Source organism: Variovorax sp. YR634, from assembly GCF_900106655.1.
GTDB lineage: Bacteria > Pseudomonadota > Gammaproteobacteria > Burkholderiales > Burkholderiaceae_C > Variovorax.
On record NZ_FNOL01000017.1, the window covers coordinates 96,006 to 112,452 of the forward strand.

16 protein-coding genes are annotated in these 16,447 nt (G+C 67.3%); 14 read left to right on the top strand and 2 right to left on the bottom strand.

Annotated features, from left to right (window positions below; genetic code table 11):
• Position 1 precedes the first annotated feature (1 nt).
• The 13 genes from BLV60_RS24430 to BLV60_RS24490 all read left to right on the top strand — a co-directional run bounded on the left by BLV60_RS24430 (position 2) and on the right by BLV60_RS24490 (position 13,599).
• Entirely contained in the window at positions 2 to 2,800 is a 2,799-nt protein-coding gene (locus BLV60_RS24430; RefSeq protein WP_093057869.1) for a nitrate reductase, read from the top strand.
• Positions 2,801 to 2,862: 62 nt separating this feature from the next.
• Positions 2,863 to 3,768, top strand: a complete 906-nt coding sequence (gene ybiB / locus BLV60_RS24435; RefSeq protein WP_093057870.1) for a DNA-binding protein YbiB — start codon at positions 2,863 to 2,865, stop codon at positions 3,766 to 3,768.
• Positions 3,765 to 4,571 (top strand): uroporphyrinogen-III C-methyltransferase, encoded by an 807-nt coding sequence (gene cobA, locus BLV60_RS24440; RefSeq protein WP_093057871.1) that lies wholly within the window; start codon positions 3,765 to 3,767, stop codon positions 4,569 to 4,571. Before ybiB ends, cobA begins: the two co-directional genes overlap by 4 nt.
• An 86-nt stretch (positions 4,572 to 4,657) precedes the next feature.
• The gene (locus tag BLV60_RS24445) at positions 4,658 to 5,779 is read left to right on the top strand and encodes an ABC transporter ATP-binding protein (RefSeq protein ID WP_093057872.1); all 1,122 of its coding nucleotides are present in this window, start codon (positions 4,658 to 4,660) and stop codon (positions 5,777 to 5,779) included.
• A gap of 70 nt (positions 5,780 to 5,849) precedes the next feature.
• Positions 5,850 to 7,118: an ABC transporter substrate-binding protein gene (locus BLV60_RS24450; RefSeq protein ID WP_093057873.1), complete on the top strand. Its 1,269-nt coding sequence runs from the start codon at positions 5,850 to 5,852 to the stop codon at positions 7,116 to 7,118.
• 16 nt (positions 7,119 to 7,134) lie between these two features.
• Entirely contained in the window at positions 7,135 to 8,052 is a 918-nt protein-coding gene (locus BLV60_RS24455) for an ABC transporter permease (RefSeq protein WP_093057874.1), read from the top strand.
• A 75-nt stretch (positions 8,053 to 8,127) separates the two neighbouring features.
• Positions 8,128 to 9,018 (top strand): ABC transporter permease, encoded by an 891-nt coding sequence (locus BLV60_RS24460; RefSeq protein WP_093057875.1) that lies wholly within the window; start codon positions 8,128 to 8,130, stop codon positions 9,016 to 9,018.
• A gap of 64 nt (positions 9,019 to 9,082) precedes the next feature.
• Positions 9,083 to 10,213, top strand: a complete 1,131-nt coding sequence (locus BLV60_RS24465; RefSeq protein WP_093057876.1) for a sterol desaturase family protein — start codon at positions 9,083 to 9,085, stop codon at positions 10,211 to 10,213.
• Positions 10,213 to 11,001, top strand: a complete 789-nt coding sequence (locus BLV60_RS24470) for a YaeF family permuted papain-like enzyme (protein ID WP_093057877.1) — start codon at positions 10,213 to 10,215, stop codon at positions 10,999 to 11,001. Before BLV60_RS24465 ends, BLV60_RS24470 begins: the two co-directional genes overlap by 1 nt.
• Positions 10,998 to 12,236 carry a BaiN/RdsA family NAD(P)/FAD-dependent oxidoreductase gene (locus BLV60_RS24475; protein WP_093057878.1) on the top strand — a complete coding sequence of 413 codons (1,239 nt, stop codon included), beginning with the start codon at positions 10,998 to 11,000 and terminating at the stop codon, positions 12,234 to 12,236. The genes BLV60_RS24470 and BLV60_RS24475 overlap by 4 nt, the downstream gene beginning before the upstream one ends.
• Before the next feature lie 111 nt (positions 12,237 to 12,347).
• Positions 12,348 to 12,560: a 30S ribosomal protein S21 gene (gene rpsU / locus BLV60_RS24480; RefSeq protein ID WP_007833691.1), complete on the top strand. Its 213-nt coding sequence runs from the start codon at positions 12,348 to 12,350 to the stop codon at positions 12,558 to 12,560.
• Between the two features lie 110 nt (positions 12,561 to 12,670).
• A complete protein-coding gene (locus BLV60_RS24485) occupies positions 12,671 to 13,120 on the top strand; it encodes a GatB/YqeY domain-containing protein (RefSeq protein ID WP_093057879.1) in 450 nt (149 codons plus the stop codon).
• Positions 13,120 to 13,599, top strand: coding sequence for an NUDIX domain-containing protein (locus BLV60_RS24490; protein WP_256329564.1), 480 nt, complete (start codon positions 13,120 to 13,122; stop codon positions 13,597 to 13,599). Before BLV60_RS24485 ends, BLV60_RS24490 begins: the two co-directional genes overlap by 1 nt.
• A 7-nt stretch (positions 13,600 to 13,606) precedes the next feature.
• Here the strand turns inward: BLV60_RS24490 and BLV60_RS24495 are convergent, their stop codons facing one another.
• The gene (locus BLV60_RS24495) at positions 13,607 to 14,362 is read right to left on the bottom strand and encodes a sulfite exporter TauE/SafE family protein (protein WP_093057880.1); all 756 of its coding nucleotides are present in this window, start codon (positions 14,360 to 14,362) and stop codon (positions 13,607 to 13,609) included.
• 102 nt (positions 14,363 to 14,464) lie between these two features.
• Here BLV60_RS24495 and BLV60_RS24500 point away from each other — a divergent pair, with 102 nt between their 5' ends.
• Positions 14,465 to 15,370, top strand: coding sequence for a LysR family transcriptional regulator (locus BLV60_RS24500; RefSeq protein WP_093057881.1), 906 nt, complete (start codon positions 14,465 to 14,467; stop codon positions 15,368 to 15,370).
• Here the strand turns inward: BLV60_RS24500 and BLV60_RS24505 are convergent.
• The gene (locus tag BLV60_RS24505) at positions 15,357 to 16,409 is read right to left on the bottom strand and encodes an NAD(P)-dependent alcohol dehydrogenase (protein ID WP_093057882.1); all 1,053 of its coding nucleotides are present in this window, start codon (positions 16,407 to 16,409) and stop codon (positions 15,357 to 15,359) included. The two genes, BLV60_RS24500 and BLV60_RS24505, sit on opposite strands and share 14 nt — an antisense overlap.
• Positions 16,410 to 16,447: the final 38 nt, after the last annotated feature.

The window sequence follows — 16,447 nt, forward strand, 5'->3', positions numbered from 1 at the left end:
CATGACGCTTGAGACCCGCTCCACCTGCCCCTACTGCGGCGTCGGTTGCGGCGTCATCATCGAATCGCAGGGCAGCGAAATCACCGGCGTGCGCGGCGACCCTGACCACCCGGCGAACTTCGGCCGGCTGTGCACCAAGGGCTCGACGCTGCACCTCACGGCCAGCGCCACGGTCACGCGGCAGACGCGGCTGCTGCAGCCCATGCAACGCCTCGCGCGCGCAGAAGCGCCCACCGCGGTGACGTGGGACACCGCGCTCGACAACGCCGCCGGCAAGTTCGCGCAGGTGATCCGCGACCACGGCCCGGACTCGGTCGGCTTCTATGTGTCGGGCCAGTTGCTCACCGAGGACTACTACGTCTTCAACAAGCTCGCCAAGGGCCTGATCGGCACCAACAACGTCGACACCAACTCGCGCCTGTGCATGAGCAGCGCCGTGGCCGGCTACAAGCAGACGCTGGGCGCCGACGCGCCGCCGGCCTGCTACGACGACCTGAAGCACGCCGACTGCCTGTTCATCGTGGGCAGCAACACGGCGTGGGCGCACCCCATTCTTTTTCGCCGCATCGAGGACGCGAAGGCCGCGAACCCGGCGCTGAAGATCATCGTGGTCGACCCGCGCCGCACCGACACGGTCGAGATCGCCGACCTGTTCCTGCCCATCCAGCCCGGCACCGACGTGATGCTGTTCAACGGCATGCTGCACCTGATGCTGTGGGAAGGCTGGATCGACGCGAAGTACATCGCGGCGCACACCAACGGCTTCGACGCATTGAAGGCAACGGTGCGCGAATGCACGCCGGACAAGGTCGCGCAGGTGTGCGGCATCCCGAAGGAAGACCTGCTCGAGGCGGCGCGGCTGTTCGCCACCTCGCCCGCCACGCTGAGCCTGTACTGCCAGGGCCTGAACCAGTCGTCGAGCGGCACGGCGAAGAACGCTGCGCTCATCAACCTGCACCTGGCGACCGCGCAGATCGGCCGCGCCGGCGCGGGCCCGTTCTCGCTGACCGGCCAGCCCAATGCGATGGGCGGGCGCGAAGTGGGCGGCCTCGCCAACCTGCTGAGCGCGCACCGCGACCTGGCGAACCCCGATCACCGCGCCGAAGTGGCCGCGCTGTGGGGCGTGCCCTCGGTGCCCGAGAAGCCGGGCAAGACGGCTGTCGAGATGTTCCAGGCCGTGGCCGACGGCGAGATCCGCGCGCTGTGGATCGCCTGCACCAACCCGGCGCAGTCGATGCCCGACCAGGCCACGGTGCGCCGCGCGCTGGAACGCGCCGAGTTCGTCGTGGTGCAGGAAGCCTTTGCCACCACCGCCACCTGCGCCTTTGCCGACCTGCTGCTGCCAGCCACCACCTGGGGCGAGAAGGAAGGCACCGTGACCAACAGCGAGCGCCGCATCTCGCGCGTGCGCCCGGCCGTGCCGGCGCCCGGCGAGGCGCGCAACGACTGGTCGATAGCCGTGGCCTTCGCGCACCGGCTCGAAAGGCAGTTGGGTCGCGCGTTCACGCTGTTCCCGTACGAGACGGCCGAATCGGTCTGGAACGAGCACCGCGAGTCCACGCGCGGGCGCGACCTCGACATCACCGGCCTGAGCTACGCGATGCTGGAAACCGCCGGCCCGCAGCAATGGCCGCTGAAGGAAGGCGAAAACACCGGCCGCGTGCGCCTCTACGAAGACGGCGTGTTCCCCACGTCCGATGGCCGCGCCCGCTTCGTCGACACGGTCTACAAGCCGGTGGCCGAAGCCCGCGAGGCCCGCTACCCTTTCTCGCTGAACACCGGCCGCCTGCGCGACCAGTGGCACGGAATGAGCCGCACCGGCACCGTCGGGCGCCTGTTCGGCCATGTGTCTGAGCCGGTGGTGCAGATGAACGCGCAGGACATGGCGCGCCGCCAGATCCGCGAAGGCGACCTGGTGCACCTGACCTCCAGGCGCGGCTCGATCATGCTGCCCGCGCGCGCCAGCGCCGAGGTGGGGCTGAGCCAGGCGTTCGTCGCCATGCACTGGGGCGAGGAGTACCTGAGCGGCTGCTCGTCGAACGGCACGCGGCTCGCGGGCATCAACGCGCTGACCACGCCGGCCTACTGCCCGACCTCGAAGCAGCCCGAGCTGAAGCACACGCCGGTGAAGATCCTCAAGGCCGAGCTGCCGTGGTCGCTGCTGGCCATGGCCTGGCTGCCCGATGGCGACGCGCTGGCCGCGCACCGCGCGCTGCAGCCGATGATGGCGCTGTTTCCTTTTGCGACCTGCGTGCCGTTTGCCGGCAACACGCAGGGCGCCGAACGCAGCGGCCTCCTCTTTCGCGCCGCCGCGCACGACGCGCCCGACGACGCGCTGGTCGAGAAGATCGAAGCCCTGCTCGGCCTGCAGACCGCCGACACCCTGCGTTACGCCGACCGCCGCCGGGGCCAGCGCCGCTCGGCCCGGCTGGTGCGCCGTGCCGACGGCAGCGCGGGCCTCGAAGCCTTCCTGCTGGGCGGCGACACCAGCGCCGAAACCTGGATCTCCACGCTGCTGCGCGAGGAACTGCCGGCGCAAAGCTACGGCCGCCTGCTGCTGTCGCCGGGCTCGAAAGCGCCGGTGGCGGTGCAGTCGCGGGGCAAGACGGTGTGCACCTGCTTCAACGTGGCGGACGTGGCGATCCAGACCGAACTGGGCCGCTTCACCGGCACCGCCGACGAGCGGCTGGCGAAGCTGCAGGGAGCGTTGAAGTGCGGCACCAACTGCGGCTCGTGCATTCCGGAACTCAAGCGCATGGTGCGGGCAACACCGGCCGAAGCGATGGTGGAAGCCCCATGACAGCCCTGTGCATAAGCCGAATGACATTCCGGCATAAGCGTTGCAGGACAATCCGCCTACCCATGGGAATCAGCCAATACATCAAGGAAATCGGCCGCGGCGCGCGAGGCGCCAAGCCGCTCACGCGTGAACAGGCCACCGACCTGTTCGGCCAGGTGCTGGACGGCACCGTCACCGACCTCGAAATCGGCGGCTTCTGCCTGGCCATGCGCATCAAGGGCGAAACGCCTGAGGAAATGGCCGGTTTTCTCGATGCCACCCATGCGCGGCTGAACCGCATCCCAGCGGGCGACCGGGCGCTGGTCGTGCTGCCCAGCTACAACGGCGCGCGCAAGCTGCCGGTGCTCACGCCGCTGCTGGCGCTGCTGCTGGCGCGCGAAGGCCTGCCGGTGCTGGTGCACGGCAGTGCGAGCGAAACCTCGCGCGTGCTGGCGTCGAACGTGCTCTCGGCGCTCGATGTTCCGCCCATGACCGCCATCCGCCCCATCGCCAACGGCGAAGCGGCCTTTGCGCCCACCGAACTGCTGAACCCCGCGCTCAAGCGCCTGCTCGATGTGCGCCGCGTGGTCGGCCTGCGCAACCCGGGCCACAGCGTGGTGAAGCTGATGCAGCCCACCGCCGGCCCCTGCGTGGTGGTGGCCAGCTACACACACCCCGAATACGCCCGCACCATGGGCGAGACCTTCGAACTCACGGGCATGACCGCCCTGCTCTCGCGCGGCCTCGAAGGCGAAGTGGTGTCCGACCCGCGCCGCACCGCGCAGATCGACGGCTTCGTGCGCGGCGTGCGCACCGAACTGCAGGCGCAGCAGGCCGGCACCACAGCCGAAGTGCCGGGCCTGCCGAAGGAAATCGACGTCGCCACCACCGCTGGCTACACGCGCCGCGTGCTGGCCGGCGAGCTTCCCGTGCCCGAAGCCATTGCGGCGCAAGTCAGGCACATCACGCAACTGGCATCCCACGCATGAACAACGACACCCCCACCTCCCTCATCACCGGCCGCTGCACGCTGGTGGGCGCCGGCCCCGGCGACCCGGAGCTGCTGACCGTCAAGGCCGTGAAGGCAATCCAGGCCGCGACGGTGCTGCTGGTCGACGACCTCGTGAACGACGAGATCCTGGCCTACAGCCGCCCCGGAGCGCGCATCGTGCACGTGGGCAAGCGCGGCGGCTGCAAGAGCACGCCGCAGGCATTCATCGAGCGGCTGATGATCACCGCGGTGCGCGAAGGCGAGACGGTAGTGCGCCTCAAGGGCGGCGACCCGTTCATCTTCGGCCGCGGCGGCGAAGAAGTGGAGCACCTGCGCGAAGCCGGCATCGAATGCACCGTGGTCAACGGCATCACCGCCGGCCTCGCGGCCGTGACCGCGCTGGGCGTGCCGCTCACGCACCGCGACCATGCGCAGGGCGTGGTGTTCGTCACCGGCCATGCCAAGACAGGGGCCGGCGCAGCCGAGGACCCGACCGACTGGCGCGCGCTGGCCGCGACGGCGTACAACGCGCGGCTCACGCTCGTTATCTACATGGGCGTGTCGGGCGCCGGGCACATCGAACGCGAACTGCTGCAAGGCCTGCCGGGCGACACGCCGGTGGCCGTCATCCAGCATGCGAGCCTGCCGCACCAGCGGCACATCGCGACCACGCTGGGCAACCTGCAGAACGGCATCGCCGAGGCCGGCCTGGCCAGCCCGGCTGTGATCGTGGTGGGCGACGTGCTGCGCGGACTGGCAGCCGTCGAGGTACCGGTGGACGCGGACAAGTTCGGTACCTGATCGGCACCTGACCAGGGCGAGGACAGCACGAGCGGCACGGGCGCCGCGCACCACAACGTGGCATGGATCGTGCTGAGCCACCGGCAATGAATGCCGTCGCCACGCCCGAACCCGCCGCCGTCGAGATCGTCGCGCTCACCAAGCGCTATGCCCCCGGCACACCGGCCGCCGTCGACCAGATAGACCTGCGCATTGCCAGCGGCAGCTACTGCTGCCTGCTCGGCCCGTCGGGCTGCGGCAAGAGCACCACGCTGCGCATGATCGCGGGCCACGAGTCCGTCACCAGCGGCGACATCCTGCTGGACAACCGCAACATCACCGACCTGCCCGCGGCCGCGCGCGGCACGGCGATGATGTTCCAGAGCTTCGCCCTGTTCCCGCACCTCTCGGCCACCGACAACGTGGCCTTCAGCCTCAAGATGAAAGGCGTCGGCAAGGCCGAGCGCCACAAGCGTGCCAACGACCTGCTCGAACGCGTGGCGATGGGTCACCTGGCCAACCGCAAGCCCGGTGAGCTTTCCGGCGGCCAGCAGCAGCGCGTGGCACTGGCGCGAGCACTCATCACCGAGCCGCGCGTGCTGCTGCTCGACGAGCCGCTGTCGGCGCTCGACCCCTTCCTGCGCATCCAGATGCGCGCCGAGTTGCGGCGCTGGCAGAAGGAACTGGGCCTGACCTTCGTGCACGTCACGCACTCGCAGGAAGAGGCGATGGCGCTGGCCGACACCATGGTGGTGATGAACCACGGAGTGATCGAGCAGGTCGGCTCGCCGCACGCGGTCTACAACCACCCGGCGAGCGAGTTCGTGGCGCGCTTCATGGGCGGCCACAACGTGTTCGACACGCCGGCCGGCCCGATCGCGGTGCGCAACGACCGCATGCGGATCGCCGCGGCTTCGGAGGGCGACGCGGCTGGCACTGCCCTTGCCGCCACCGTTACCGACGTCGAATACCAGGGCACCTACGTGCTGCTCGGCCTGGCGCTCGAAGGCGCTGCCGCCGGGCGCCAGAACGTCTCTGTGCTGCTCGGCGAAGCCGCTTTCCTCGCGCGCCCCTATGCGCACGGCGAGGCGGTGCGCCTCTCATGGGCCGAAGCCGACGCGCGCGTGCTCGGCCCCGGCGTCAAGCCGCCGGGCGAGCGGGCTTCGGCGCCCGCCAACGCCGGGGCTCGCCAGCGCGACGACACGGCCGCGCTCGCCATGACCCTGTGAGCGCATCCGCAACCTGCTTCTCTTTTTCCTGCGTTCGTTTCTTTCCACTTTTTTCTCTGGAGACTCAGCCATGACCGATTCCATCGACTCGTCCAACGGCGTCAAGCGCCGCACCCTCCTGCAAGGCACCGCCGGCATCCTGGCCACGGGCATCGCGCCCTTCGTACATGCGCAGGAAAAGATCGTGCTGCGCTACCTCGGCACCGCGGTGAACCAGGACAAGGCGATTGCCGAAAAATTCAAGGCCGACACCGGCATCGAGATCCAGTACGTGGCCGTGACCACCGACGACGTGACCAAGCGCGCCGTGACCGCCCCCAACAGCTTCGACCTGATCGATACCGAGTTCTTCTCGCTCAAGAAGATCGTGCCGACCGGCAACCTGAAGGGCATCGACACCAAGCGCGTGAAGAACGCCGACAAGATCACCTCGCTCTTCACCAAGGGCGAAGTTGCGGGCAAGAAGGTCGGCAGCCAGGGCACGGCGCCGGTCAAGGTGATCTATCTCGAGGGCGAGAAGAGCAAGGTCTTCGCGAAGTCGGCCACGCAGTTCATGTCGCTGATCCCGACCACCTACAACGCCGACACCCTGGGCATCCGGCCCGACCTGATCAAGCGCCCGATCTCTTCGTGGGCCGAGCTGCTGAACCCCGAGTTCAAGGGCAAGACCGCGATCCTGAACATTCCGTCGATCGGCATCATGGACGCCGCGATGGTGGTGGAGGCCAAGGGCATCCACAAGTACGCCGACAAGGGCAACATGACCAAGGCCGAGATCGACCTGACGATCAAGACCCTGATCGAAGCCAAGAAGGCCGGCCAGTTCCGCGCGCTGTGGAAAGACTTCAACGAGTCGGTGAACCTCATGGCCTCGGGCGAGGTTGTGATCCAGTCGATGTGGTCGCCCGCCGTCACGGCCGTGCGCAGCAAGGGCATCGACTGCACCTTCCAGCCGCTGAAGGAAGGCTATCGCGCCTGGGCCTCGGGCTTCGGGCTGCCGGCCACGCTCTCGGGCAAGAAGCTCGACGGCGCCTATGAGTTCATCAACTGGTTCCTCGACGGCTGGGCTGGTGCGTACCTCAACCGCCAAGGCTACTACAGCGCCGTGCTCGACACCGCCAAGACCAAGATGGAAGCCTACGAGTGGGCCTACTGGATGGAAGGCAAGCCCGCCGCGCAGGACATCAAGAGCCCGCAGGGCGACGTGATCGCCAAGGCGGGCTCGGTGCGCGACGGCGGCAGCTACGAACAGCGCATGGGCGGCATCGCCTGCTGGAACGCCGTGATGGACGAGAACGAGTACATGGTCCGCAAGTGGAACGAGTTCGTCGCGGCCTGACCTTCGACCTGAGCTTGTGAGCGCCCCCTCGACCAGCGCGTCCGTCGCCACCACGCCCATCCATGCTGTGAAAGCATGGTGGCAGGCGGCGCCGTTCGCGCTGGTGTTCCTGCTGTTCTTCCTGGTTCCGCTGGCTCTGGTCGCGATGGTCAGCCTGTGGAACTTCAACGAATACGAGCTGATCCCTGCGGTCACGCTGCGCAACTACCTGAGCCTGTTCGAGGGTTGCTCGCGCCTCACCGACAACGGCGACCTGTGCGTCACGCTCAACACCTACCTGAGCACGTTCAAGTTCTGCGTGCTGGTGTGGGGCATCACGCTGCTGATCGGCTTTTCGGTTGCGTACTTCCTGGCGTTCCACGTGCGCTCGTCGACCATGCAGACGGTGCTGTTCGTGCTGTGCACGGTGCCCTTCTGGACTTCGAACGTGATCCGCATGATCTCGTGGGTGCCGCTCTTGGGGCGCAACGGGCTGGTCAACCAGGCGCTCATGGGCCTGGGCCTCGTGAACCAGCCCGTGGAGTGGCTGCTGTTCTCCGATTTCTCGGTGGTGCTGGCCTTCGTGCACCTCTATACGATGTTCATGATCGTGCCGATCTTCAACAGCATGATGCGCATCGACCGCTCGTTGCTCGAAGCAGCCAGCGATGCGGGCGCCTCGGGCTGGCAGACGCTGTGGAACGTGGTGGTGCCGCTGTCGCGCACGGGCATCCTGATCGGGTCGATCTTCGTCATCACCATCGTGATGGGCGACTTCGTCACCATCGGCGTGATGGGCGGCCAGCAGATCGCCTCTATCGGCAAGATCATCCAGGTGCAGACCTCGTACCTGCAGTTTCCGCTGGCTGCGGCCAACGCGATGATCCTGCTGGCTGTCGTGCTGATGATCATCTGGGGGCTGACGCGGCTGGTCGACATTCGAAAGGAGCTCTAGGGTGAACCTGGATTCTTCCGTTCTGTTTGGGGTGCGTCGTTCGGGGCGCGCTCACGCCCTGAAGGAAAAATACAAATGAGCCAACGCATAGGCGAACAACGCAGCCCCGGCTTCTGGCCTCTCGCCACGGTCTTCGCCCTGTTCGTGCTGTTCCTCTACGGCCCGATGATCACGATCTTCGTGCTCAGCTTCCAGGGCCCCGAGGGCGGTCTCACCTTCCCGTTGCGCGGCGTCTCGCTGCACTGGTTCTACAAGCTGGCTGAAGGGCTGGGCACAGTGGACATCGGCGCGGCCTTCAGGCGCTCGCTGGCGCTGGGCGCGGTGGTGATGGCCTTCACTGTCGTGCTGTCGGTGCTGGCAGGCCTGGCGTTCCGCAAGAAGCTCGCGGGCAGCAACGCCCTGTTCTTCGTCACGGTGGCCAGCCTCATCATGCCGTCGATCATCATCTCGCTCGGCATCGGCCTGCAGTTCCGGCTGATCGACACGGGCATCAAGAGCGTGCTGACGGCGATGGACGCGACCACGCTGCTCGAAGGCTACGGCACCGCGCTCGGCCTGTTCAGCTCAGCCCTCGGCGCGCACCTGACCTGGACGCTGCCCTTCGGCCTGCTCATCATGTTCGCGGTGTTCAACCGCTTCAACCCCGCCTATGAGGAAGCCGCGCGCGACCTCGGCGCCACGCCGTGGCAGACCTTCCGCTTCGTGGTGCTGCCGCTGATCGGCCCGTCGATCGTGGGCATCGGCATGTTCGGCTTCACGCTGTCGTGGGACGAGATCGCCCGCACCTCGCAGGCCATCGGCGACGTCAACACGCTGCCGCTCGAACTGCAGGGGCTGACGTCGACCGTCACCACGCCGTCGATCTATGCGCTGGGCACGGTGACCACCGTCGTGTCGCTGCTCGTGATGGCCGTGGCGCTGGGCTCGGCTGCGCTGCTGCGCCGCAGGGCTGTGCGGCCCAGGTGAGATTTTTCCTACAGCCGCCTCTAAAATCGCGCTCCAACACAAAGTACAAGCGAGAGAGGCGGGCATGCTGGACATCGACAAACTCAACGAATTCACCCATAACCACGGCGAACTGCGCCGTGGCCAAGGGCTGGTCACAGGCACCATCGCGCTGAGCCTGGCCATCCTGTGCTTCCTCGGCGTGCTGGCCTTCCACTTTCCGCAGTACCTCACCACGCCCGAGCTGCGCAAGAGCTACAACGTCGACGTGATGCGCTACATCCTGCTGGCGGCGCTGGTCATTTCGGGTGGGCTGTCGCTGGTCAACATCATCTTCAACCGCTCGCGCTGGCTCTCGTCGGCGGCGTTCCTGCTGGTGGTGGCGTCGGCGCTGCTCGGCGGGCACAAGGTGCCGGTGCACGACTTCGCGGACAACACGCCGTACATCGGGCTCGACTGGTTCATCCTCGACCTGCTGGGCTCGTCGCTGATCTTCATCTTCATCGAGAAACTCTTTGCGCTGCGCAAAGACCAGCCCGTGTTCCGCGAAGAGTGGCAGACCGACTTCCATCACTTCGTGGTGAACCACATGATCGTGGGCTTCGTGCTGCTGGCCACCAACCTGATGGTGCACAAGCTCTTCGGCTGGGCCGCCAATGACGGCATTCGCGGTTGGGTGGGCAACCTGCCGTTCTGGGCCGGGCTGCTGCTGATCGTTCTGGTGGCCGACCTCGTGCAGTACTGGACCCACCGCGCCTACCACGAGGTGCCGGTGCTGTGGCGCCTGCACGCGGTGCACCACAGCGTGAAGAGCATGGACTGGATGGCGGGCTCGCGCCAGCACATCCTCGAACTGCTGATCACGCGCACGCTGGTGCTGGCGCCCATCTACGTGCTGGGCTTCAGCAAGGACGTGATCGACGCCTACATCGTGGTGGTGGGCTTCCAGGCGGTGTTCAACCATTGCAACGTGAGCGTGCGGCTCGGTCCGCTGCGCTACCTGATCGTGACGCCCAACTTCCACCACTGGCACCACAGCCAGGACCAGGAAGCACTCGACAAGAACTACGCGGCGCACTACGCCTTCCTCGACTACATCTTCGGCACCGCGGTGAAGAGCACCAAGCTCTGGCCTGAAAAATACGGCGTGCTGGGCGACTACGTGCCCAACGGCTTCTTCAAGCAGCTGAAGTTTCCGTTCATCTGGAAGGGTTGATGCGCGCCGCGTTCAAGACCGCCGCGGTCGTCGTTGCCGCGGGCGCTGCCCTGCTGCTCACGGCCTGCGCCACCCGCATCGACCTGCCGTCCAAGGATGCCGGCTTGCGTCTGCGGGTGCAGAGCTCGGTCATCGCGCCAGGCAACGGCGGCGAACTCATCGCGGCCGACGCGCTGGAGCCCGGCGACATCCTGCTGACCTCCATCGCCACGGTGAATTCCTTCGGCATCCGGCTGGGCACCTTCTCGCCGGTGAGCCACGCGGTGCTGTACCTCGGCGACGGCCAGATCGCCGAAGCCGTGGGCACCGGCGTGCGCGCGCGGCCGCTGGCCGATCTGGTCGATGAAGAGCAGATGGTGGTGGCCTTTCGCGTGCCGGGCGTCGACGAAGCCGGTGCCGGGCGCATGCGCGAATGGGCGCTGTCGCAGGTCGGCGCGCGCTACAACACCGTGGGCGTGCTGCTGAACGCGCCTTTCGTGCTGAACCGGCGCCTGTGCGAACTACCGCTGGTGCCAAGCGCGGTCAGCAACTACTGCTTGAGCGGCATGGCGATGGTGCAGCTGGGTGCGAGCCGCGACGACCAGTTCTTCTGCTCGCAGTTCGTGCTCGAGGCCTACAAACAGGCTGGCCTGCCGATCACCAGCGCCGACCCGCGCTGGGTGAGCCCGTCCGACCTGCTGCACATGCGCGAGGGCGACGTGCCTTCCATCGCCGCCACGCAGCCGCTGCGCTACGTAGGCCACCTGAAATACAACCCGCCGCCGCTGCTCGCGGCAGACGGCCCTTGAGCGCGGCCGCTTCATCGCGCTTCGACGTCGTCGTGATCGGCGCCGGGGCTGCCGGGCTGTTCTGCGCCGGCGTGGCGGGTCAGCGCGGGCTCAGGGTGCTGGTGGTGGACCACAGCGAAAAGGTGGGCGAGAAGATCCGCATCTCAGGCGGTGGGCGGGCCAATTTCACGAACCGCGATCTCGACGTGCGCGCACCGCAGCGCCACTTCATCGGCGACAACCCGAATTTCTGCCGCTCGGCGCTGTCGCGCTACGCGCCGCAGCAGTTCATCGAGCTGGTGCAAAAACACGGCATCGCCTTCCACGAGAAGCACAAGGGGCAGCTGTTCTGCGACGGCTCGTCGCAGCAGATCGTCGACATGCTGCTGGCGGAATGCGCGGCGGGTGGGGTGGAGCGGTGGCAGCCGTGCAAGGTCGGGAAGATTGTGTTTTCTGGCGCTGACGCCGATGGATCGGGTGCTGGCGGCTATCAAATCGAGAGCGATCGCGGGCTGATCGAAACGCCGAAGATCGTGGTTGCCACGGGTGGCCTGTCGATCCCGCAGATCGGCGCCAGCGACTTCGGCTACCGCCTTGCGGAGCAGTTCGGCCTGCGCCTCGTCACCCCCCGTCCGGCGCTGGTGCCGCTGACCTTCGGCGGCGAAGGCTGGGCGCCGTATGCCGAACTGGCCGGCCTGGCGCTGCCGGTGCGCATCGAGACCGGGGCGAAGAAGGAAAAAATGGCCTTCCTCGAAGACCTGCTCTTCACCCACCGCGGCCTGTCTGGCCCGGCGGTGCTGCAGATTTCGAGCTACTGGAAGCCCGGCACCCCGCTCACGCTGGATTTCGCGCCCGGCGTGGACGTGGCGGAGGCGCTGGGCGAAGCCAAGCTGCGCTCTAAAAAGCGCATCGCCAACGAACTGGCCACGCTGGTGCCCTCCCGGCTGGCCGACGCCTGGGTCGGGCAGGATCCGGCCCTGCAGCGCCCCGTCAACGAAGCCGCCGACAAGTCGCTGACAGCCCTGTCGGAGCGCATCGCCCGCTGGCAGATCACCCCCAGCGGCACCGAAGGTTACAAAAAAGCCGAAGTCACGGCCGGCGGAGTCGACACCCGCGACCTGTCGTCCCAGACCATGGAATCGAAGCAGCCGGGCCTGTATTTCATCGGCGAAGTGGTCGATGTGACCGGCTGGTTGGGCGGATACAACTTCCAATGGGCTTGGGCGAGCGCCCACGCGTGCGCAACCGCGCTATAATCGCGGGCTAACTCTTGGCCTCCCCTCAACGGCCGCAAAAAGTTTTCAGTTGAGGAACCCCGGCTTGGGGCCTCGATCTCTCCAGGCCAAATTCATTTCAACGATTCATCAATGACCACCATCCGCGTTAAAGAAAACGAGCCCTTCGACGTCGCACTGCGCCGTTTCAAGCGCACCATCGAAAAGCTCGGCCTGCTGACCGACCTGCGCGCCCGCGAGTTCTACGAAAAGCCGACCGCCGAGCGCAAGCGCAAGAAGGCCGCCGCGGTCAAGCGCCACTACAAGCGCGTGCGCAGCATGCAGCTGCCCAAGAAGCTGTACTAAGCAACACCCAGGGCGGCCGGCTCCAGACGAAAGTCAGCACCGCCGCCCCGTTGCCTCAGCCGCGCCAGGGAAACCTGCCGCGGCTTTTGTTTTTTCCGAAAGGTTGCCGAATGACTCTCAAAGAACAAATCACCGAAGACATGAAGACGGCGATGCGCGCCAAGGACTCCGAGCGCCTGGCCACCATCCGCCTGCTGCTCGCCGCCCTGAAGCAAAAGGAAGTCGACGAGCGCGTGGAGCTCGACGACACCATGGTCGTCGCCATCGTCGACAAGATGGTCAAGCAGCGCAAGGACTCGATCGCCGCTTTCACCACCGGTGGCCGCCCCGATCTGGCCGATAAGGAAGCTGCCGAGATCAAGGTGCTGGAGGCCTACCTGCCCCAGCGCATGAGCGCCGATGAAACAGTGGCCGCTGTGAAAGCCATCGTGGCCGAGCTGGGCGCCAGCGGCCCCGGCGACATGGGCAAGGTGATGGGCGTGGTCAAGACCCGCCTCGCCGGCAAGGCCGACATGGGCCAGGTCAGCGCAGCGGTCAAGGCCGCTCTGACGGGCGCCTGATGATGAACAGCACCGGCAGCAGCCCCTCCGCCACGATCCCCAAGGCCTGCGCCTGCATGGTTGACGCGCGGGGCCGGCTGCTGGTGTTCCGCCATCCCGAGGATGGCAACATGCAGCTGCCCAAGGGCACCATCGAGCCCGGTGAATCGCCTGAAGTGGCGGTGCGCCGCGAGCTGCTCGAAGAATCGGGCCTCGACTACACCGGCCCGCTGCAATCGCTGGGCACGCTGCACCGCGAATGCGAAGCCGGCGTCGAAGGCAACACGCACCGCCACCCGCAGCTGTGGCACCTTTTCCTGATGCGCGCCCAGGGCGCCCTGCCTGAAACCTTCACGCACATGGCCACGGGCAGCCCTGAAGAGGAAGGCTTGGTGTTCGCGTTCCGCTGGCTCGAAGCGGGCGATGCACTCGACGACTTCGCCTTGCCCTACCGCCAGACCATCGAGCGCGTGCGCGCGGCCCTGCTGCAGGCAGCCTGACTTCGGCTCACAGCCCGGCGCGCGCGGCCATGTAAAGCCCCAGCAGCGCCAGCCCGATCAGGAAGCAGCGCTTGAACACCGCCACCGAAAGCCGCTGCCGCAGCCAGGTCCCGAGCACCATGCCGCCGATGGCCGGCACCAGCATGGCGATCGACCCGCCCATCGCCGACATCGGATAGCCCCCGTTCCCGACCAGCCCGATGGCCAGCACCACCGTCGAGGTGGTGAAAGAGATCCCCATCGCCTGGATGAGCGAATCGCGCTGGAACCCCAGCGCCTGCAGGTACGGCACCGCCGGCACCGCGAACACCCCGGTCCCCGCCGTCACCAGCCCCGTGACGATGCCCACCAGCGGCCCCATCCAGCGCGCCTGCGCGTCGGTCACGTGAAGCTGCCGCCCGGTCAGCCCCCAGACCGCGTAGACGACCAGCGCCACCCCGAGCGCGAACGAAGCCCAGGCCCCCGCCGGCACGCCCAGCCACAGCGCCCCGCCCAGCGTGCCGATCACCACCCCCACCTGCATGCCGCCGATGCGCCGCAGCACCGGCATGAAGGTCGCGCGCGGCCCGGTCTGCCAGATGTTGGTGACGAGCGACGGCACGATCAGCAGCGCCGCGGCCTGCACCGGCGACATCCACAGCGCGAGCAGCGCCATCGACACCGTCGGCAGCCCGAGGCCGACCACGCCCTTGATCACCCCGGCCAGCAGGTACACCGCCGCGGCGACGGCCCAGAAACTCGTTGTGTCGATCGAATGCGTCATCGGGACACGACTCTGCCGACGAAGCCGGCCTCTGGAAATCGGGCATTCGCAGAGGTAGCCTCAGGCTGCGGCTGAGGCTCCTGGTGCACACTCCGCCGAACCATGCGATTCGATCTCACCGACCTGCGGCTCTTCCTCAACGTCGTCGAAGCCGGCAGCCTCACCGGCGGCGCCGGGCGCTCGCACATGACGCTGGCCTCCGCCAGCCAGCGCGTGCGCGGCATGGAAGACGCGCTCGGCTCCCCGCTGCTCACCCGCCACGCGCAGGGCGTGCGTCCCACCGAGGCCGGCCGCACGCTGCTGCACCACGCGCGCGTCGTGCTGCAGCAGATGGAGCGGCTGCGCGGCGAACTCGGCGAATACGGACAGGGCCTCAAGGGCCATGTGCGCTTCATGTGCGGCACTTCGGCGCTGACCGAGCACCTGCCAGAGGTGCTGAGCCGCTTTCTCGCCGAGCACCCGCGCATCTCGGTCGACCTCGAGGAGCGCCCCAGCCCCGACACGGTGGACGCGCTGCGCGCCGGCCTGTGCGACATCGGCATCGTCTCGGACGCCATCGACAGCGAAGGCCTCGAATGCCACCCCTTCCGCCGCGACGACCTCGTGCTCGTGATGCCACGCGGCCACGCCCTTGCTGGACGCCGGCGCCTGCAGCTGGCCGACGTGGTCGACAGCGAATTCGTGGGCCTGCCCGCAGACAGCGCACTGCAGCTGCTGATCACCCAGCATGTGCGTGCGCTCGGCAAGCACCTGGCCTACCGGGTGCGCGTGCGCAACTTCGAGGCCGTGTGCCGCATGGTCGAGTACGGCATTGGCGTCGGCATCGTGCCGCAGACCGCGGCCGAACGTTGCGCCCGCTCGATGAAGATCGCGCGCGCCTCGCTCGCCGACAAATGGGCCGAGCGCACGCTGATGGCTTGCGTGCGCTCGTCGGAAGACCTGCCGCTCAACGCCCGGCGCATGCTCGAGCACCTGATCGCGCCTCCGGAAGAAGCTACGAGGAAGTGACGGGCTCCCCAAACTCGATCTGGATCTTCACGTCGGTTGCGCGCCCCGCCGCGGCTTCCTCGAAGGCCTCGATGCCATCTTCGAACGCGAAGGTGCGCGAGATGAAGGGCTTCACGTCGACCTGGCCCGACGCGATCAGCGCCAGCGCGCGCGGGAAGATGTTGGCGTAGCGGAACACCGACTCGATGCGCACTTCCTTCGCCTGGATGGCCACGATGTCGAAGGCAACCTTGCCAGCGGGTATGCCCACCATCACGAGGCAGCCGCCGGGACACAGCAGCTCGAAGATGTCGTCGAAGGCGCGCGCGCTGCCGCTGGCTTCGAACACCACGTTGGCGCCCCAGCCGTCGGTCAGCGACTTCACGGTGTCGGCGAGCTTGGTGTTGCGCACATCGACCGTGGTGACGGCCGGGTTGTCCGCAAACAGCGCCAGCTTCTCCGGCACGAGGTCAGCGAGGATCACGCGCGCCGCGCCGCCCGCAAGTGCAGCCAGCGCCGTCATCGCGCCGATGGTGCCCGCGCCGATGACCACCGCCACGTCGCCCGGCTTCAGCGCCGCCTTCTTCGCGGCCTGCAGACCGATGGCCAGCGGCTCGACGATGGCGCCCTCGCCGAAGCTCACGTTGTCGGGCAGGCGGAAGGTGAAGGCCGCCGGGTGCACCACGAAAGGCGTGAGGCAGCCGTGGATTGGCGGCGTCGCCCAGAAACGCACGGCCGGGTCGAGGTTGTAGATGCCTTCGAGCGTGGCGCGCGAATCCATCTGCGGAATGCCGGGCTCCATGCATACGCGGTCGCCCGGCTTCAGGTGCGTGACTTCCGCCCCCACCTCGGCCACCACTCCAGAGGCTTCGTGGCCCAGGATCATCGGGTCTTCCACCACATAGGGGCCAATGCCGCCGTGCTGGTAGTAGTGGACGTCGCTGCCGCACACGCCTACGGTGTGCATGCGGATCTTCACGTCGCGCGGCCCCACGTCCAGGGGAAGGTCTACGTCGCGCAGCTTGAGCTCGTGCGCTTTTTCCAGAACCAGTGCTTTCATTTCTTTGCGTCCTTGAAGGGGTGTTTGGGTGTGTCAGT